At 38.5% G+C, this 18,414-nt stretch carries 17 protein-coding genes; 6 read left to right on the plus strand and 11 right to left on the minus strand.

The window, feature by feature from the left end; translation table 11 throughout:
• Window positions 1-12 precede the first annotated feature (12 nt).
• The 3 genes from rbtA to cxpE form a co-directional block, all read right to left on the minus strand.
• A complete protein-coding gene (gene rbtA / locus A9J31_RS10450) occupies window positions 13-1,803 on the minus strand; it encodes a rhombotarget A (RefSeq protein ID WP_067765280.1) in 1,791 nt (596 codons plus the stop codon).
• 118 nt (window positions 1,804-1,921) lie between these two features.
• A complete protein-coding gene (gene hda / locus A9J31_RS10455) occupies window positions 1,922-2,626 on the minus strand; it encodes a DnaA regulatory inactivator Hda (protein WP_067765283.1) in 705 nt (234 codons plus the stop codon).
• Window positions 2,627-2,644: 18 nt separating this feature from the next.
• Window positions 2,645-3,862, minus strand: a complete 1,218-nt coding sequence (gene cxpE / locus A9J31_RS10460; protein ID WP_067765286.1) for a chloramphenicol efflux transporter CxpE — start codon at window positions 3,860-3,862, stop codon at window positions 2,645-2,647.
• A gap of 134 nt (window positions 3,863-3,996) precedes the next feature.
• Between cxpE and purM the strand changes: the two genes are divergently transcribed.
• Together purM and purN are read left to right on the plus strand one after the other, a co-directional pair.
• Entirely contained in the window at window positions 3,997-5,067 is a 1,071-nt protein-coding gene (gene purM, locus A9J31_RS10465; RefSeq protein WP_067765289.1) for a phosphoribosylformylglycinamidine cyclo-ligase, read from the plus strand.
• Window positions 5,068-5,076: 9 nt separating this feature from the next.
• Complete coding sequence (purN, locus tag A9J31_RS10470; protein ID WP_067765291.1) at window positions 5,077-5,706, plus strand: phosphoribosylglycinamide formyltransferase; 630 nt, start codon at window positions 5,077-5,079, stop codon at window positions 5,704-5,706.
• An 88-nt stretch (window positions 5,707-5,794) separates the two neighbouring features.
• Here the strand turns inward: purN and A9J31_RS10475 are convergent, their stop codons facing one another.
• Together A9J31_RS10475 and sppA are read right to left on the minus strand one after the other, a co-directional pair.
• The gene (locus tag A9J31_RS10475; protein WP_067765294.1) at window positions 5,795-6,601 is read right to left on the minus strand and encodes an alpha/beta fold hydrolase; all 807 of its coding nucleotides are present in this window, start codon (window positions 6,599-6,601) and stop codon (window positions 5,795-5,797) included.
• Window positions 6,598-7,623: a signal peptide peptidase SppA gene (sppA, locus tag A9J31_RS10480; RefSeq protein ID WP_067765300.1), complete on the minus strand. Its 1,026-nt coding sequence runs from the start codon at window positions 7,621-7,623 to the stop codon at window positions 6,598-6,600. The genes A9J31_RS10475 and sppA overlap by 4 nt, the downstream gene beginning before the upstream one ends.
• Before the next feature lie 129 nt (window positions 7,624-7,752).
• Here sppA and A9J31_RS10485 point away from each other — a divergent pair, with 129 nt between their 5' ends.
• Window positions 7,753-8,733, plus strand: a complete 981-nt coding sequence (locus A9J31_RS10485) for a lysophospholipid acyltransferase family protein (RefSeq protein WP_067765302.1) — start codon at window positions 7,753-7,755, stop codon at window positions 8,731-8,733.
• Here the strand turns inward: A9J31_RS10485 and A9J31_RS10490 are convergent.
• The 3 genes from A9J31_RS10490 to A9J31_RS10500 all read right to left on the minus strand — a co-directional run bounded on the left by A9J31_RS10490 (window position 8,730) and on the right by A9J31_RS10500 (window position 13,193).
• Window positions 8,730-11,180, minus strand: a complete 2,451-nt coding sequence (locus A9J31_RS10490) for a DNA internalization-related competence protein ComEC/Rec2 (RefSeq protein ID WP_067765307.1) — start codon at window positions 11,178-11,180, stop codon at window positions 8,730-8,732. The two genes, A9J31_RS10485 and A9J31_RS10490, sit on opposite strands and share 4 nt — an antisense overlap.
• Window positions 11,181-11,281: 101 nt before the next feature.
• Entirely contained in the window at window positions 11,282-11,965 is a 684-nt protein-coding gene (lolD, locus tag A9J31_RS10495; protein ID WP_067765310.1) for a lipoprotein-releasing ABC transporter ATP-binding protein LolD, read from the minus strand.
• Window positions 11,958-13,193 (minus strand): lipoprotein-releasing ABC transporter permease subunit, encoded by a 1,236-nt coding sequence (locus tag A9J31_RS10500; RefSeq protein ID WP_067765312.1) that lies wholly within the window; start codon window positions 13,191-13,193, stop codon window positions 11,958-11,960. The genes lolD and A9J31_RS10500 overlap by 8 nt, the downstream gene beginning before the upstream one ends.
• A gap of 25 nt (window positions 13,194-13,218) precedes the next feature.
• Between A9J31_RS10500 and A9J31_RS10505 the strand changes: the two genes are divergently transcribed.
• A complete protein-coding gene (locus A9J31_RS10505) occupies window positions 13,219-13,788 on the plus strand; it encodes a PilZ domain-containing protein (protein ID WP_067765314.1) in 570 nt (189 codons plus the stop codon).
• Between the two features lie 7 nt (window positions 13,789-13,795).
• Here A9J31_RS10505 and A9J31_RS10510 read toward each other — a convergent pair whose 3' ends face one another.
• Both A9J31_RS10510 and A9J31_RS10515 read right to left on the minus strand, forming a co-directional pair.
• On the minus strand, window positions 13,796-14,701 hold the full coding sequence (locus tag A9J31_RS10510) for a DMT family transporter (RefSeq protein ID WP_067765319.1): 906 nt from the start codon (window positions 14,699-14,701) through the stop codon (window positions 13,796-13,798).
• A 6-nt stretch (window positions 14,702-14,707) separates the two neighbouring features.
• Window positions 14,708-15,181 (minus strand): YaiI/YqxD family protein, encoded by a 474-nt coding sequence (locus tag A9J31_RS10515; RefSeq protein ID WP_067765321.1) that lies wholly within the window; start codon window positions 15,179-15,181, stop codon window positions 14,708-14,710.
• A 289-nt stretch (window positions 15,182-15,470) separates the two neighbouring features.
• On the opposite strand from A9J31_RS10515, the gene A9J31_RS10520 reads away from it, so the two are divergent.
• Entirely contained in the window at window positions 15,471-16,403 is a 933-nt protein-coding gene (locus A9J31_RS10520) for a hypothetical protein (RefSeq protein WP_067765324.1), read from the plus strand.
• A 415-nt stretch (window positions 16,404-16,818) separates the two neighbouring features.
• Window positions 16,819-16,959: a hypothetical protein gene (locus A9J31_RS15715; RefSeq protein ID WP_167348722.1), complete on the plus strand. Its 141-nt coding sequence runs from the start codon at window positions 16,819-16,821 to the stop codon at window positions 16,957-16,959.
• 67 nt (window positions 16,960-17,026) lie between these two features.
• Here A9J31_RS15715 and serC read toward each other — a convergent pair whose 3' ends face one another.
• Window positions 17,027-18,106, minus strand: a complete 1,080-nt coding sequence (serC, locus tag A9J31_RS10525; RefSeq protein WP_067765757.1) for a 3-phosphoserine/phosphohydroxythreonine transaminase — start codon at window positions 18,104-18,106, stop codon at window positions 17,027-17,029.
• Window positions 18,107-18,414: the final 308 nt, after the last annotated feature.

Raw genomic sequence — 18,414 nt, forward strand, 5'->3', positions numbered from 1 at the left:
GACACATCCTTATTACTTTTTATATCGGCGTAATCCAATCAAGCCAAAAAGTGCAGTTAAGCTTAACCAACCCAACGCGCCACCAGAAGTTTTCACAGATTTATTTTCCATATGATTGACCGGTTCTTGGAAAATTCGAACTTCTGCTGATAGATAATTTTTTGAAGTCTCTGTGTTAAAACGTGTTGATGACGTTGCAATTTGAACTTCAAAAATATCGGCTCCATGCCAATCACCATTTGGCGTATAAGTCACATCACCATTCAAGTTCAGTGTCATTTTTCCCTTTGACACTGTACTTTGCTTAATAACTAAACAACCATCTTGCCAAGGCTCACCCGTTGGATTCGCTTTGCCCATAACAGCATCACACTCTTCTTTAGGGATTAAATCACTGTCCCCAAGCTGTTCTAAAATATTAAACTTGGCTATTTCACCTGGATGTATGTCTTGGCCTAGTCGAGAAATACTTGTTGGTACAACAATTTCAATCGCACCTCTATCACACCAAACATCATCAGCACTTCTAGATTTGCCACGTTGATCACTAGACTCGCAGTAAATATGTTCTTCATTTCCATTCGCGGAAGTTGTACCTTTATTTAAAATTGGACTTGAAAACAAAGTACTATAGGACAATAGAATACGTGGGCGTAAATAACCAATAAACGTATTACTTGGGGTACTGAATGGACAGAAAAGTGACTCACGATCTTCAGAAAGTGTCTTACATGCCCCTTCATCACTTCCAGCAAATAGTTGAGTACCATTCCAAATTTGATTTAAATTATCAACTTTCTTTGTAGCTAAATCATTACAACTGTTAGCCATTAAATTATTATATATAACTGATTTATCAGCTGTTGCATCCGCAACGCGGCAATCCTGTGTACCATTTCCTAATATTATACTATTAGCCAGATACGCAATTTTTGATGCATTAAAATCAACACCCGCTGAATTTTTAACTACACTCACGTTATTTACTGCTAAGCCGTCTAATAAATTAAGAGCAGAACCTGTATTTTTAAAAAAAGTGCTATTTGTAACTGTTGCTGTAATAGTTTCCCCAGTCGCACCTGATTTGCTAAAGACAATAGCTCGACCACTCGTGCTACTATTACCTTTAAATAGACTCATCGAAATAGCAAAGCTTGGTGCTAATGCGTAAACAGCGCCACCTTCTGTAGCAGTATTATTTTCAAATATGGTATTTTGAATATTGAGTAGACTTGCTGCTGTTTTACCCTCTTCTGATAAACCAACATTATAAATTGCTCCGCCCAATCGCGCATGACCATTAATTAATTTGACATACTCTAAGCTTAATAGCTCGTTGTTATATATAATTCCACCTAAATCAGCACATTGACTAACACCACACCCTTTTAAAGTAATTTCTTTGAGAGAAACTTTAAATTGTGTATTTTTTTCATCATCAATATGAAAAATTTGGTCGGAACCAGTCATTTCAATAATGGCATTATTTAATCCAGGAACAGTGTCATCATTAAAAGAAGCGTCATAAGTCGTTTTAATATTGGTTTCAGCTGTAAGATTAATTTTTTTATCTAATTTATAGGTTTTTTGTTTTTCCAATAATATAGATGCAATAGCACCTTTACCACCACAGCCATTATAGCCTGCTTCGGGCATTCCTTTATTAATGTATTCAATTGCTTCGCGAAGTGAACATTCCTTATCATCTTTCACGACATCATCCGTGGTAGTCACGGTAATTTCTGCGCTAAATGCATGGCCTGCCATCAATAGCATACCCATGCCTATGCTCTGTTTGAGCATATCCATCTCCTTAAATTTTTTTTATCTTTTTATTCTCTAGTTGCAAAATCACTGCAACATCGAAATATTTTTATGTACTTTGTCACAGCTTGAGTAATTACTCAAGAATTTTTATTGCTTACCGATATTCATCAATGAGGGCAAAAATTTGTCTTAAATTAGCATGGCTCAACTTGGTTTTTTCGCCTTTAAGCATCTGTATGAGCTGCTCAAGCGATCTCAATAATATAGACGCTTGATGTGGGCCATGTGCCAATAAATAATCAACAATTTGTTGATCCATATGAATGCCACGACGGTTTAATACAGAATTGACTAAAGCTTGGCGATCAGCAAATAAACTGCCGTTAGGCACTTTCACACTCACAGCCTGAGTAAGACGTGATTGTAGATCTGGTAACTCTAACTTCAGCTCAATTGGTGCGACGCGTGATGAAAACACTAATTGACCACCTTCTTCATTATTATAATTAATCAGGTGAAAAACCGCTTTTTGCCAATGTGGAACACCACTTATAGCTTCTATATCGTCTAAGGCTACTAAATCATAACGATCTAAAGATGTAATCGCCTCAGTTGGGGCATCAAGCAATTCAAGCAATGAAACTTGAATTGCTGATTTTCCAATTTCTAAATATGAATCACAAATTGCAGAAAGTAAGTGGCTTTTACCTGTACCCGCACCACCATAGATATAGAACCGATTCATCAGTCCCGCATGTAGCTGGCGTACACCATCAATTACATGCCCCCAACCTGGCCCGGAAAAATCACCAATTCGGGCATCGAGTTGTGGTTCAATATCTAACTGCAATTGACGCATATCTATATTTTGGCCTTATCAATCTTTTTTATCTGATGAGTCAATGTTACTCGAAATTTCAGAATCTTGCAGTGAATTTACTTCGTGATTTTTGAGTTCAATATCGACTGCTATCTGCTCTGTTTCAACAGTCACTGAACCTGTCGCAGCATCACTCAGAACCACGACATCACTCCGATAGAGCTGACTTTTTTCGTAATTTTCACGAACATGACGAAGCAAAACAACAATAACAGCTGCTACAGGCAAGGCAATTAGCATACCCAATAAACCCGCTAACTGCGCACCAGCCAAAACTGCAAATACAACAGCAACTGGTGATAAACCAATTTTATCGCCCAATAGAAATGGCTGTAGAATATAGCCCTCTATTGCCTGCCCAACCATAAAAACGACAAGTACGAGTGCAAGATGCACCCAATCTAAACCAAATTGGAATAAACAAGCGATAACTGCTGAGATAATGCCAACTGCAAAACCAAGATAAGGAATAATACTTGCCAATCCAGCGATCATACCAATGATAATGCCAACTTCAAGCCCAATAAGTTGCAGTCCCATGGCATAAACTACGCCTAACAAGAACATTACTAAAAATTGTCCTTTAACAAAGGCACCCAGTACTTCGTGACATTCACCAACAATTGTTAAGGTACTTTTTTCATACTTACGAGGAATCAGACGACGCATGCTATCCAACATGCGCTCCCAATCTAATAAGAAGTAGAAAGCAATAATTGGAATAAGAACGATGGTACCGCCAATTTGAATAAAGTTCAGACCAGATTGTGCAACTTTCAAAATCATGGCTTGAATACTGTCCGCACTATAATTAGTCTGGATATATTCCATAATTGCTGCAGACATTTGCTCAGTGTCAATTTCCATTGGCACTAAATTAAATGTATTTGATAGCCAAGGCAGGAATGTGTAATTCAACCAATGAATATTTCCAGGAATGTTTTTCTTGGCATACATGAGCTGTTCCCAGACCAACGGCACCAAAAACCACATCGCAAGAAAAATAACTACACCAATCCCGATGAATACACAGCTAATTGAAAGCCAACGCGGCAAACCGATATTGTGTAATTTATCAACCAATGGACTAAATAAATACGCAATTAAAAAAGCGCCAATGAATGGTAAAACAACAGGTTTTAGTAGATATACGACCCAGAGGATCAACGCAATTCCTGCGAGGATAAAAATACGACGTAAAGTACGATCTACCATAGAGTCTCGCCTTTTTTCAATGAATCATTATAAAAAGTAAAATATTTCAATAAAGATAGCATTTTAGGGCATAAATAACATAAGAGTTTCGTATATTCAGGTTATAATCCCCGCGCGAATGCGGAGACTTCATTATGAGCAACTCAACTTCTACCCCAAACACTGGTTTAAGCTACAAAGATGCAGGTGTCGATATTGAAGCGGGCGACTTATTAGTCGATCGAATCAAATCTGTCGCTAAGCGTACCAAACGTCCTGAAGTGATGGGCGGACTCGGCGGCTTCGGTGCCCTTTGTAAAATTCCTAAAGGTTATGAAGAACCTGTTCTCGTATCTGGCACGGATGGTGTAGGTACAAAACTACGTTTAGCATTGAATTTGAACCGTCATGACACGATTGGTCAAGACTTGGTGGCAATGTGCGTAAACGATCTTTTGGTTTGTGGTGCTGAACCACTATTCTTCCTCGACTACTATGCAACTGGTCACTTAAATGTAGATGTTGCTGCCAATGTTGTCACTGGTATTGGTGCAGGTTGTGAACTTGCAGGCTGTGCATTAGTAGGCGGTGAAACTGCTGAAATGCCAGGCATGTACGAAGGCGAAGACTATGACCTTGCAGGTTTCTGCGTAGGTGTTGTTGAGCAAAGCAAAATTATTGATGGTTCTAAAGTTAAAGCAGGTGATGTTCTTGTAGGTGTTGCATCTTCAGGTGCACACTCTAACGGTTATTCACTGCTTCGTAAAATTTTAGATGTGAAAAACGTAGATTTGACTCAAATCGTTGATGGTCGTCCGCTTGCTGATGCAGCAATGGAACCTACACGCATCTATGTGAAACCAATTCTTCAGTTATTAAAAGAAGTTGATGTTCATGCGATGGCCCACATCACTGGTGGTGGTTTACCAGGTAACTTACCACGTGTACTTCCAAATGGGGCTCAAGCGGTTGTGAATGAAGCGTCTTGGGAATGGCCAGAACTGTTCAAACTTCTTCAAAAAGAAGGTGGTGTTGAACAATTCGAAATGTATCGTACATTTAACTGTGGCGTAGGTATGGTACTTGTTGTAGATGCTGCTGATGCTGATAAGACTGTTGAGTTGTTAAACGGCCTTGGCGAAAAAGCTTTCACTATGGGTCATATCGCAGATAATGCTGAATCTGTTGAAGGCGCTGACGAAAAAATCCGCGTTGTGTTCGCATAAGCAACGTCCATGATTAAAATTGCTGTTCTTGTTTCAGGTAGCGGCTCCAACTTACAAGCCTTGATTGATGCCAATCTCTCAGGTCAAATTGTTGGGGTCATTTCAAATAAACCTGAAGCCTTTGCATTACAACGTGCAGAAAAAGCAGGAATTGCAACTGCAGTCATTGAGCACAAACAATATCCTACTCGCGAAGCTTTTGATGATGTCATGCATCAACAATTGCTCGCTTGGGATGTTGATTTGGTGATTCTTGCTGGCTTTATGCGTATTTTAAGCGCTCAGTTTGTGAAAAATTGGGAAGGGAAAATGATCAACATTCACCCTTCACTTTTACCAAATTATAAAGGCATGCATACTCACCAACGTGTACTCAAAACTGGCGATGTCTTTCACGGTTGCACCGTTCATTATGTGACTGCTGAATTGGATGCTGGGCAAGCTCTGGCACAAGGTGTTCTCAAAGTGAATGTACATGATGATGCAGGTAGCCTAGCAAATCGTGTACATGTACTCGAACATGTCATCTACCCACAAGTCGCTGAATGGATTTGTAATGGTACGATTCAACACACTGAAAATGGCGTGTTATATCGTGGTCAGCCAATGCAAGATGCTGTGCAATTCTGCAAATTTTAATTGATGAATTAAATGATCATTTGCAAAATGGTCAGCAATAAAAAACGCATCCTTGGATGCGTTTTTTATTGCCTACAAGAACGATGTTTCACTTTTTTGCATATTCTGCGAGCATCATTTTAATGATTTCAACAGTTTCATCGGGCTTTTCTAAAGGAAACATGTGACTGCCTGATACTACTTTAAATGATGCTCCAAATTTCTTCTCAACCATTTGTGGAAATTTACGTGGCAAGAATGGCCCTTGCTCTGCAATTAACAATTGCACAGGAATTTTTGGCTTTGCCTGTGGCAACCACCACAATGATGGATTGGTTCTAAAAATTTGAACTTCATCATCACGCGAAATGGTCAGTTCAACGCCACCACGCTCTAGATCATCCATCAATGCATAATCAATATAGGCTTGAAAACAATCTTCATCAAAGTTTTTATAAAAACCTTTTGGACGCAGGAGCTCTGCCGCTTGCTCACGACTTTCCCAGTGATCACGGCGACGCTTCGACAATCCAGCTGGAGACATAGCATCGACCATTTTCAGCTTCAAGATTTTGGCAATATGCAATGCCAAAGCTTCTTTACCCATAATCATCGGTGGATCAATCATTAAGATTTGCTCAAACAATTCGGGACGCTGCAAAGCCGCCTGAAAAGTTAAAACAGAACCCAATGAATGCCCTAGACCAATCACTTTTCGACCTTGTGATTGGCGTACAATACTATCAATCACTTGCTGAGTCAGGCTGTACCAATGATTATCAATTGGATAACGTTTATCTGGCCCTAACAAAGGCACATAAATCACGTCATATTCATCACTAAGTAAATCGAAAAGTTTTTGATATACCTTTGATGGCACGCCATTGGCATGCGCAAAGTGAATTAATGGCTTCATTGTAACTTCGTGGTATTTTCAGATTGGACTTGCTGAGAAATTGACGTTGCAAAACCTTGACCAATTGAACTTCCCATACGACCTAAAACAGAGTCAAATGGACTGTATTCAATTGTATAGTTCACAGCTTTTTCAGTTTTGAGTTCACGTTTTAATGTGTTCAAACTACCTGTACGGTCTGCAATACCCAATTTAACTGCCTGTTCACCTGTCCAGAATAAACCAGAGAAAATCTCAGGATCATTTGATTTTAATTTCTTACCACGACCTTCTTTTACTGCATTAATAAAATGCGTGTGGACATTATCAAGCACAGCTTGTACATGTGCTTTTTGTGCAGGATCAACAGGTTGTGTCATTGAAAGAATGGCTTTATTTTCACCTGATGTCATGGTTCGGTCTTCAACACCTAGTTTTTGCATTAAACCGTTTACACCATAATTTGGCATAATTACACCAATTGAGCCCACTAAGCTTGATGGATTAACAATAATTTCATCCGCAGCTGAAGCAATATAATAAGCACCTGATGCACCTGTATCACCAATAATCGCATAGAGCTTTTTACCAGTATGTGCTTTTTTCAAATACTGTATCTCTTGCCAAATTTCATCCGACTGAACTGGTGAACCACCCGGCGAATTAATATTGAGCACAACAGCTTTACTTTGTTTATTTTCAAAGGCTTTTTTCAAAGACTTAATTGTGTTGGTGCTATTTACACTTTGTTTATCCGCAGCAATTGTTCCAACAATATCAACAACTGCAATATGCGAACCTGCTGTTGCTGTCGGATCAGAACTCGCTGTACTGCAACTTTTTCCCATCGCAACGATGATAAAAAGTAGATACGCAAAAGTTAAAAATTTAAAAAATATTCCCCATCGACGGGCACGACGTTGCTCTTCCACAGAAGAAAGCACTGCTTTTTCTAATATCTTCCATTCATTGCCTGTAGGCTGATGGATATTATTTGAAGAATTTGGCTGTTTTTCTTCAGGTTTTGGTGGCCATTCGGACATATAAAAAACCTTATCTAACGAAAATTTGTTGTCATTATATACACGCTACAGCGGAAAACTGTCTAATCAATTCATTTTCCCCTATAATTATTTTACTTTTTTCTTCTATCAATATCAGACTAAAACGCGATGACCGACAAGAATTCACAGGATACCACTTATCACCTGTTAAAATTTATCAGCCGTCAACCAATTCAAATTTCAAAATTTATCGCCAAAGGTTTGGCTGGGCTTGTCAACATTTTTAAGATTTCTAAAACATCCGCGACGATTCAACGAAATCTCAAAATTGCATTGCCTGAGTTATCTGATGAAGAACGTGAACAACTCACGAAACAAGCTATCCGCAATGAGCTCATGTCTTACTTTGAGTTTTTTAGTATTTGGGGTGCAAGTACTGAAAAAAATATTCAGCGTATCCATAGCATACATGGTGCAGAATATTTACATGATGCACTTAGTCTAAATAAAGGTTTGGTCTTAGTTGTGCCACATTTTGGTACTTGGGAAATCATGAATGCATGGATTGCTCAATTTACTAAAATGACCATCATGTACAAACCTGTAAAAAGTGAATCAGCCAATAACTTTGTGCGTGCTGCACGTAGTCGTGAACAAGCAACTTTAGTCCCGACAGATGAATCTGGTGTACGTCAGATTTTTAAAGCCCTAAAACAAGGCGGTACAACAGTTATTCTACCTGACCATACGCCTCATGCTGGTGGCGAATTAATCCCATACTTTGGTGTTCCCTTATTGACCAGCAATTTAAGTGCAAAACTCATTCAAAAGACCAAAGCATGTGCTTTACTTTTATATGCGATTCGAAATGAGGATCATGGTTTTGATATGTATATTGAACCCATTGATGAGAAAATTTATCAGGGCAATGCCAATGATGGCTCTATTGTGATTTTCAAAGCAATTGAAAAATTAATCCAACGTTATCCTGAACATTATCACTGGAGTTATAAACGCTTCAAAGCTAATCCTCAACTCCGAAATTTATACAATGTCAGTGATGAAGAAGTTGAAAAGCGTGTACATAATGTACGTGAACAATATGAACGTGAGCGAATGAACCAGACATGTGAACAAAATCTAAGCTAATCAGCTGTAATGGATTTTGTGCTGTAGTCATACCATTTATATTTGGCTCTTTCTTCAAGCAGTTTTATATCTTTACCCTTTTCTACAAAATGTATTGTTCCACTCTTTGCGGTTTGCAAAAATGGGATACCGAGTTTATCTAAACGTGATTGGGTCAACATAGCTGGATGCCCATAACGGTTAAAACGCCCAACCGATGCAATCGCAAGTTTCGGCTCTAAATGCTGCAAAAAAGTATAAGCTGAACTATATTGGCTGCCATGATGACCAAGCACCAATACATCTACGCTTAAGTTAGGATAATTTTGCAAAATTTTATATTCAGTCTCCCAACCTGCATCACCCATCAATAAGAAATTTTTAAATCCATTTTTTTCGCGAACCGAAACATAGAGTACGCATGAACTTTCATTGGTATTAAATGGAATCGCTTCTTGTTGTTCTCTACTCGGGGACAATACTTTAAAAAATACCTGGTTATCCCAATTCCATGCTTGCCCTTGCAGACACAACACCTGTGGTACCGCCCCGATTTGCTCAACCTGTTGATTTGTATATAACTGACCAATAGTAAGCTGCTCATATATTGAAAAGAAACCACCACTATGGTCTTGATCCAAATGTGTCAGCACAACTTGGTCCAACTTCCGAACCCCATTCACACTGAGAAAGGGCTGAATTATATTCTTTCCAATACTAAATTTTGATTCATCATAGTATCCTCCAAAATCAACCATCATCGTGTGTTGATGATAACGAATAAAAATAGACTGCCCTTGCCCAACATCTAAGACTGAAAGCTGAAAAGGCACAGGATTGCGTATAGGCAAGACCACAAATATGAGTCCTATCCAGCCCCAACTTTTTGGCATAAGTCCTTGTGGTAAAAATACAATCACTAAAGCCAAAATGAGCAATAAAATCTGCGTGTTTTTCATTGCAACAGCATCTAATGCCGGCGAAAATATTCGATCTAATCCATATAACACGACATGCAGTAATTCTATAAAAAGATCGTTGAGCTGAAATAATGCACTTGAGAGCGGTTCAAAAATGAAATAAGCCAACGCAGCCAAAATATCGAGAGGCACAACTACAAATCCAAGCCAAGGGATGGCAAATAGATTACTCAACGGTGTAATCCACGCAATTTGTTTAAAGAAAATAATCATTAATGGAAACAGTGCGATAAAAATTTTCCACTGTGACTCTATTAATATCATTAACGCATTTTTAATGCTTTGTGCATATGTAAGCTGCTCTGCATTCATTTGCTTACGCTGTAAGGTTTGATAAATCCTTAATAAAATAAAGCAGGCTCCATAGGACAACCAAAAAGCTGCGGATAAAATACTAAAAGGATCAAATAACAATAAAATTGATGCACTAAATATTAATAACGCAAAAGGCCGAATTCGCTGTTGAAGTAAAAGCATGGCACTTGCGACCAAACAAATAATTAAGGTACGTAGGGCGGGAATATCAAAACCTGTAAAAGCACAATATAAGCTCACACACATGATAAATGGCAAGACCAATACATATTGTTGAGGCCATTTTAGATACAAATCTGGTAGCCATTTAGCTAAACTACGTCTAATGCACCAACAAACCAAAATAGCAAATATCAAGACATGTGGCCCTGAAATGGCCAAAAGATGACTCATACCAAAACGTTGAAATAATTGCTCTGTTCCTTTATTTAATAAGCTTTTATCTCCAGTTAGTAAAGCCAATATCAGCCCATTATTTCTTAAAGGTTGCTTTTGAATAAACTCTCGTAATCTCAATCGTTGTTTTTCAATTGCTATTTTGAATTGATGCAAAATAGCTTGGTGCTGACGTATATCTGAATTAAATCCAAGTGATGCCACTTGCTGTTCAGTCAAAAATTCCAGTTGTTTCACGTCAAAACTTGCATGAAGATTTTGCTGGATATTCCATTTTTCCATATCAAATGCACCTGGTGTTGCATAACTTTGACTGGGTTTTACTCTGCCCCACATTCGGTAATATTGACCAGGCTCAAGCTTTAATTGTTGTTCCTGCAAAATTTGCGTACTTATCGATGCAGAAAAATATTGTGCTTGAGAGCTTAAATTTAAAACTTGAATGGTTTGCTGTAATTTTTGTTCTTTAAGCTGACTAATTTCTGGTAAATAGACAATCAGTTCAGCCTCATATTGCTCATGTTGGATGAGTGCTAAACGTTCATCCAATTGAGTATTGGCATAACCAAAACCTAAAACCATGCCAATCAAAACATTCAATATTAATTGTAAGGTTAAAGGAAATATCTGTTTAACATCAGGGATAAAGTGACTTTGGAATTTTTGCCATAACACAAAAATAGCCAAGACCAACCATGTTGAAATGTGCAGATCCCAAGCATGGCTTCCCATAAGAGAGATACCAATAATCCACCCCATACAAAACCATTGCAACATGTCATATTCTTTTTATTTTTTATGAGCGGCAATAATAAAGCCCACCGAGGTGAGCTTCAATAAAACAATCTTAATCCATTAAATCACAGCAAGAAAAAGCTTTACTCTTCTACCCATAAACCATCTTGCATATGTAAAATGGCATCTGCGGATTGGGCGAGATATTCATCATGTGTGACAATCAGCATCGCCATGTTGAACTCTTTACGCAATTCCGTCAGTAATTCAAAAATTTTTACAGCGGTTTTACGATCCAGATTACCCGTCGGCTCATCAGCCATCATCAGTTTAGGTTTTGCAACCAAAGCACGTGCTAAAGCAACACGTTGACGTTCACCGCCCGATAATTCACCCGGTTTATGCGTCATACGATGTGACAAACCAACACGCTCAAGTAGATATTCAGCTTGCTGTTTCACTGCTTTGAAGCTACTCGATTTGCGTAACATCAGCGGCATTGCAACATTTTCAAGTGCGCTAAATTCGGGCAACAAATGATGGAACTGATATACAAAACCCAAATGTTCATTACGAATATAGCCACGCTCTGCTTCACCTAGTGTGTCAAAACGCTGTCCATGAATAAATACCTCACCGGACGTTGGGCGGTCTAATCCACCCAACACATGCAATAAAGTACTTTTACCTGAACCACTTGAACCAACAATTGAAACAAACTCACCTGCTTTAACCTGTAACGATAAGCCACGAATGACATCGACATTGGACTTACCATCGGTGAAAGACTTGGTAATATTTCGGGCATCTAAGATGAGATTACTCATAACGTAATGCCTCCGCAGGTTGTACTTTCGCTGCACGTAATGCTGGATAAATTGTCGCTACAAAGCTCAAACCTAATGATAATGACACAATCACCGCAACATCTTGCCATCTTAAATATGAAGGCAAGTAGTTGATGAAATAAGCATCAAACATATTCAGGCCCAATGTGTTGTTTAACCAACCAACAAAGTTACTGATACTTGATGCTGCAATAATACCGAGGATCGCACCTGAAACCGTACCAATCACACCAATCACCGTACCTTGCACCATAAAAATACGTGTAATCGTGCCTGGAGATGCCCCCAAAGTACGTAAAATTGCGATATCCGATTTTTTATCAGTTACCACCATGACCAATGACGACACAATATTGAAAGCGGCTACCAATACAATAAGGAACAACAGTAAGCTCACCATTGCTTTTTCCATTTGAATAGCGCTAAACAAATTACCGTGTGTATAGGTCCAATCAGATGCATAAAAGTTTGCAGGTAGATCACGCACAATTTCTTGCGATACTTGTGGGGCTGCAAAAATATCATCTAATTTCATGCGCACGCCTTGTGCACCATCCGGTAAGCGTAACAGGGTTGATGCATCATTCAATGCGACATAACCCATCATCGAATCTACTTCAGCACCAATACTGAAAATACCCACGATTTTAAAGCGTTTAAAACGAGGAACTACACCTGCTGGCGAAGGCGTCGCTTCAGGAAGTACCAAAGTCACACTATCATTCAAACCTAAACCTAAGGCATCGGTCATCTGCTTACCCAGCACAATGCCAAACTCACCTTTTTTCAGGCTATCAATACTGCCTTCAACCATGTGGTTTTGGATAATTGAAACCTTTTTTTCGTATTCAGGCTCAATACCACTAACCATAATGCCTGAAACTTGTCCCTGAGCTGTCAACATCCCCTGTAGCTGTGTAAAAGGTGCTACACCTTGAACATGCTCATGCTGTTCAATTTTTTTTGCAAGTTCTGGCCAATTTGTTAAAATTTGTGTTGAAGAAACAGTGGCTTGAGGTATCATTCCCAAAACACGCGTTTTAAGTTCTCGATCGAAACCATTCATCACAGATAAAACTGTAATTAAGACTGCCACACCTAAGGTGAGGCCGATCATAGACACCAGAGCAATAAAAGAAATAAAGTGGTTACTGCGCCGTGCGCGAGTGTATCTCAACCCTATATACAGCGAGATTGGTTTAAACATAACCATCTAGTCCGAGGTAATAATTATGGAAAATTTACAGCATCAAAGCGTTCAAACTGAACGCCGTGTAATGTCGCGTATCGATGCTGCCTTGCGCATTAACTATCAGATTATTTCTGATGATGTTGCACTGAATGATCCTTACGATCCAAATTTTGTGTTGCCGCGCTATTTTCTACTACTTGCTGAATTAGATCAATTTGATCATGCACTCAACTACGAATTAGAACAATTAGCTGAAAAAGATCAACAAATTGCTCGAATCTTATCCTTATTTAACCAAAAGTTAAACCTGATAACGGGCTCTTTGTATGACGCAATTGTACAAAGCATGTTACCAGTGCCTGAACATGTCAATTTTTCAGAAACAGGATTAAGTTTTTTCAGTGAACGTCCAATCAAAGAAGGTACTTATATCCACCTCACCTTAAGCCATCCTGAAAATTTCTTTCACATTGCTACAACAGCACAAGTCGTTTACAGCCGTGAAGAGGAAAGCAATTTATACAGAACAGGCGCTTATTTTGTCACCTTACTGCCACAAGACCGCGTCAAACTTGCAGAGTGTATCGCACTGACCCAAAACAAAGAGTGATTTTTAATCAATGTTTTAATTTGTGGGCGAGCTCTCTGTTCGCCCGAAAATCTTTATAAAAATAAACAAACAAGCCTGATAATAGAATCACAGCACCAAGTAAAACCATCAATGATAATTTTTCCTCATTCAGTAAAGCACCAAAGAGCATAGCAAGCATGGGGGTTAATACTGTCGTCAACGATAAAGTAGTCGCTTTAATATTTTGAACCAATTTGAAATAACAAAACATCGCAATTAACGATGCCATGATTACCGCATAACCCAAACCAAGTAGTGCTTTGGCTGAAGGAACACTTGTTGGTGCAAGATGCCATATAAACGGCAGCATACACAATGAAAATAATGCTGAAACCATGATGGAACCCGTTGCCTGAGACATCGGCTGCAAGGGTGCATTCACTTTTTTAACCCAAAAAATTGAAGCGCAGTATACAAATACACTGATCAGCATCAAAACGATTCCCATCGGATGTACATGTTGATCACTCCCACCGAGACAGATGATACCGAGTCCAACAACTGCAATACCCATACCCAGCCATTGCAATCGGCTCAAATAGACCTGAAAAAAGAAACGTCCAATTAAGCCTGTCATGATGGGTGCAAGTCCAAACATCAAAGCAATAATGCCGGAGCTTAAATATGCGGTTGCCATGTAAGTAAAAACTTGTGACCCAATAAAACTAAATGCCCCGGCTAAATAGCTATGTAGCGATTTACCATCTAAAGGCAATGTATTTTTAAACAGAACAAGTAACGCAATCGCAAGTGGTAGTGCTAAAAAGAATCGCAGTGCTAACGCCCAAAAGGCATTAATATCACTAACACTCCACACAATGGCTAAAGGGGTGGTCGACCAAATAAATACCAGCAGTGCGTAGGTCATCCCCAAGTTTACTTTAGAAGGCATAGAGGATTACTTCTGCGCAGTTTTGCGTTTTTGCTTTTGAATAGTTTGATCCAAACTACTGGAAAACTCTCGTTTATCTCGCTCTGAAATCGGCGCTGGACCACCGGTTTGTACACCTGCACCGCGCAAGGTATCCATAAAATCTCGAAGATGTAAACGTGCTTTCACATTCGCAGTGGTGTAGATTTCCCCACGGGGATGAATCGCAATTCCACCGCGCTCAATCACTTCCGCAGCTAAAGGAATATCTTGTGTCATCACGATATCATTTTCATTCATGCGCTGAATAATTTCTTTATCTGCTGCATCTGCCCCGCTCATGACTTGAATAGAGTTAATACGTACAGATGGCGTGATACCCACATTTTGATTTGCCACAAAAGTCACTTCTAATTGGTAACGATCTGACGCACGAATAATCACGTCACGCAAAATACGTGGTAAAGCATCTGCATCCACCCACAGTTTAAATGGCAGCACGAGAAATCCATCAACAATCAAAGATAAATCAGTTTAACAAATCCCCATGACAATTTGGGTGCATTGATCAAATTGATACAACAAGCATTCTCTTATATCGAGAAAAACTAATGCTGCGTTTGAAATCGTCTAGAAATGAAATGCGCCCGATAAGCCAATTGAATTACATAAAAAAATGCTATTAAGCATCCATATCTACTGATTTCATGATAAATATGAGTTCAGTGACTTGAAAATCACAAATTACCCTCGATTTATATATAAAACCAACCCAACATCAATTGTGCATATGAAAAAACAAAATAGCCCTGAAATTATCACCATTGAAGATCAAACCTTTGGCAGTCATGTCGAACATTGGAATTTACTTACCAGTAACCCCGCGACAGATGTGCCGGTATGGTTAGGACAAGCACTCGATGCGCCAATCATGCCAATGGGCTTATGTGCACAAGAAAGTGATATGGATGCTTCTTCATGGCTGATTCAAGGTCCTGCCAAAGCCAGCATTCAATTGTGTCAGGTCATTGCTGTTGAAAATAATAAACCTAAAGCGGTAAAAACGGCATTTCCAAGCTTTGATAGTCCGTATAAAACCAAAGCGACTATTGAGCGAATTATTACCTGCAAATCTAATACACAAGCGGTGCTCTGCCTTGATCTGGGTGCGAATACCAGTGTGTATGCCTTTGACAGTCTGTACAGTGTCAACCACAATCAATATGAAAAAGATGCCTCATATAGCGTGCAACTTAATGCATGGGCATATGAGCTAGAACCTGTTGCCGATCATGAACAATTGGTCGTCGATGATCCCGCATCGATTAAACATCATCGTGCACTCAATGACATTTTGGCAGCGAATAACGGTGTCGCGCCTGCAGATGTCCATGAACAAATTAAAGCATGGCAGCCAAAGTCTGAAGATGACAAAGCACCTGTCACTGTAGATTTTTCAAAAATGGTCGCTTACCTCTATGGTGAAACATTAGGGCAAGAAGATGAAGCTTGGTTCCAAGGGCATATTGTGGGTAAAACCCATATGCAATTTAAAGATCAAGAATATACGCTCTATGACGTGACCTTGATTCACGAAGACAACCAAGAAGCGGTCATTGTACGGGTTGCAACTCGCAATGCTGCGCATAAAGATTTTACTGTCGGTCAGTATATTCGTGGAAATCTATGGATTCAGGCAAATATTTACGCAAAATATGCCTAATTTAAATTCAAAAACCGTTACATTATTCAAAATACTGAAGAATGTGGCGGTTTTTTATTTATCTATAAAAACAAACAACTAAGTTAATATTTTAATTTTTGATCAATATTTATCCATAGCGTTTAAATTTAAAACCAGATTTAAATTCATTTTAAAATAAGTTATCCACAATATTAAATTCAAAATAAACAACAAAATTAATCAAAACTTCTAAATGAAATTATTTAAAAAACCTGAAAAATAAACAACATATATGCAAATTGAAACTATTTTAATGTATTAGGTTGAGTATTTTTAAACAAATTAAATAGTTTGGTAAGTTTATCTAAGATAGTACTTTATTTAATCAAATATTTATGTTAAAAATGCGTTTAAGAAATATGAATTAACGATAAATAGATCGGAAAGAATATCTATGAAAGTCGTGCAAGAAGAAAACTTATCGCAAGTCGATCATCAAATTGAATCTCGATACCGTATCGAGCCAATGTCCTGCTTATTTTTTATCTTAGGCATGCTCATCTGCGCATATTTTTTACATAATTTTGTGCTTTAACATCGACTTTAAACATCCCATACGCATAAAAAAACCGGCTTAAGCCGGTTTTTTTCACTTTATCAAATTATGCATTACGTTTTGCAAAATCATCCATAAAGTTTACAAGTGCTTGTACGCCTTCAAGTGGTACAGCATTGTAAATACTTGCACGCATACCACCAACAGAACGGTGACCCGCTAAGTTTAGAAGATGATTTTCTTCTGCTTCTTTCAGGAATTGTTTTTCCAACTCTGGTTTTGCCAAAGTGAAAGGTACGTTCATAATTGAACGGTTTTCTTTCGCAATCGGGTTCGCATAGAAATCGCTTGTGTCGATATAGCCATAAAGTAATTCAGCTTTCGCCAAGTTTGCTTTATAAATTGCTTCTACACCACCCTGCTCAAGTAACCATTCAAATACTAAACCTGATAAGTACCACGCATAGGTTGACGGTGTGTTCACCATTGAATCATTTTTCGCTTGCGCAGAATATTTCAAAATGCTTGGAATTTCTGCTTTAGCTTGATCTAGTAAATCATCACGAATAATAACAATGGTCAAACCTGCAGGACCAATATTTTTTTGCGCGCCTGCATAGATCAGACCAAATTTAGAAACATCTAAAGGTGCCGATAAAATACTTGATGAAAAGTCAGCAACCAATGGTTTATCAGTTTTGGGAATATTCGCAAACTGAATACCACCGATCGTTTCATTATCTGCATAATGTACATAAGCAGCATCGTCAGATAAATTCCATGTGCTTTGATCTGTAATCGCTAATTTACCATCAACCATTGTACCAGCTTCAACAACATTGATATCGCCATAACGCTGCGCTTCTTTCAATGCTTTTTCAGACCAGATACCAGTGTGGATATAATCAGCTTTGCTGTTTTTACCCAAAAGGTTTAATGGAATTGCAGAAAACTGAAGTGATGCACCACCTTGAAGGAACAGAACTTTATAGTTATCTGGAATATTCATGAGTTTACGCAGATCAGCTTCAGCTTTTTCTGCAACAGCGACATAGTCTTTGCTACGGTGGCTCATTTCCATGATCGAAAGACCTTTGCCATGCCAGTCAAGCATTTCAGCCTGAGCTTTTTCTAATACGGCAGTTGGTAATGCAGCAGGACCAGCACAGAAGTTGTACGCGCGCATGATTTTTCCTTTCAAAGTGAAACACAATAAAATGATGGCATTTAACCACATCTAGGCAGGGCTTGCAGTACATATAGCTGAAAATATTCCAATGCTGTCTAACATTTAAAGTTAAAATTTCAATAAAGATTGGCTTTATTTCCTCATATTTCAAATTATTAGCTTTACTGATATTTTTTATGGATTGGATTGATGCTAATTTAGGCCATGCGCTCAGAGAAAATGTTCGTCTTACTCTCAATACAAAAAATTTACATATGTATATGAAACAATACAACTACTTATACGTATAACGTGAATATAAAATA

Source organism: Acinetobacter gandensis (assembly GCF_001678755.1).
In the GTDB taxonomy this organism is placed as follows: Bacteria; Pseudomonadota; Gammaproteobacteria; order Pseudomonadales; family Moraxellaceae; genus Acinetobacter; species Acinetobacter gandensis.

Coding starts and splice junctions, on each gene's coding strand:
- rbtA (WP_067765280.1), bottom strand. CDS start 1,803: ATGCTCAAACAGAGCATAGGCATGGGTATGCTATTGATGGCAGGCCAT.
- hda (WP_067765283.1), bottom strand. CDS start 2,626: ATGCGTCAATTGCAGTTAGATATTGAACCACAACTCGATGCCCGAATT.
- cxpE (WP_067765286.1), bottom strand. CDS start 3,862: ATGGTAGATCGTACTTTACGTCGTATTTTTATCCTCGCAGGAATTGCG.
- purM (WP_067765289.1), top strand. CDS start 3,997: ATGAGCAACTCAACTTCTACCCCAAACACTGGTTTAAGCTACAAAGAT.
- purN (WP_067765291.1), top strand. CDS start 5,077: ATGATTAAAATTGCTGTTCTTGTTTCAGGTAGCGGCTCCAACTTACAA.
- A9J31_RS10475 (WP_067765294.1), bottom strand. CDS start 6,601: ATGAAGCCATTAATTCACTTTGCGCATGCCAATGGCGTGCCATCAAAG.
- sppA (WP_067765300.1), bottom strand. CDS start 7,623: ATGTCCGAATGGCCACCAAAACCTGAAGAAAAACAGCCAAATTCTTCA.
- A9J31_RS10485 (WP_067765302.1), top strand. CDS start 7,753: ATGACCGACAAGAATTCACAGGATACCACTTATCACCTGTTAAAATTT.
- A9J31_RS10490 (WP_067765307.1), bottom strand. CDS start 11,180: ATGTTGCAATGGTTTTGTATGGGGTGGATTATTGGTATCTCTCTTATG.
- lolD (WP_067765310.1), bottom strand. CDS start 11,965: ATGAGTAATCTCATCTTAGATGCCCGAAATATTACCAAGTCTTTCACC.
- A9J31_RS10500 (WP_067765312.1), bottom strand. CDS start 13,193: ATGTTTAAACCAATCTCGCTGTATATAGGGTTGAGATACACTCGCGCA.
- A9J31_RS10505 (WP_067765314.1), top strand. CDS start 13,219: ATGGAAAATTTACAGCATCAAAGCGTTCAAACTGAACGCCGTGTAATG.
- A9J31_RS10510 (WP_067765319.1), bottom strand. CDS start 14,701: ATGCCTTCTAAAGTAAACTTGGGGATGACCTACGCACTGCTGGTATTT.
- A9J31_RS10520 (WP_067765324.1), top strand. CDS start 15,471: ATGAAAAAACAAAATAGCCCTGAAATTATCACCATTGAAGATCAAACC.
- A9J31_RS15715 (WP_167348722.1), top strand. CDS start 16,819: ATGAAAGTCGTGCAAGAAGAAAACTTATCGCAAGTCGATCATCAAATT.
- serC (WP_067765757.1), bottom strand. CDS start 18,106: ATGCGCGCGTACAACTTCTGTGCTGGTCCTGCTGCATTACCAACTGCC.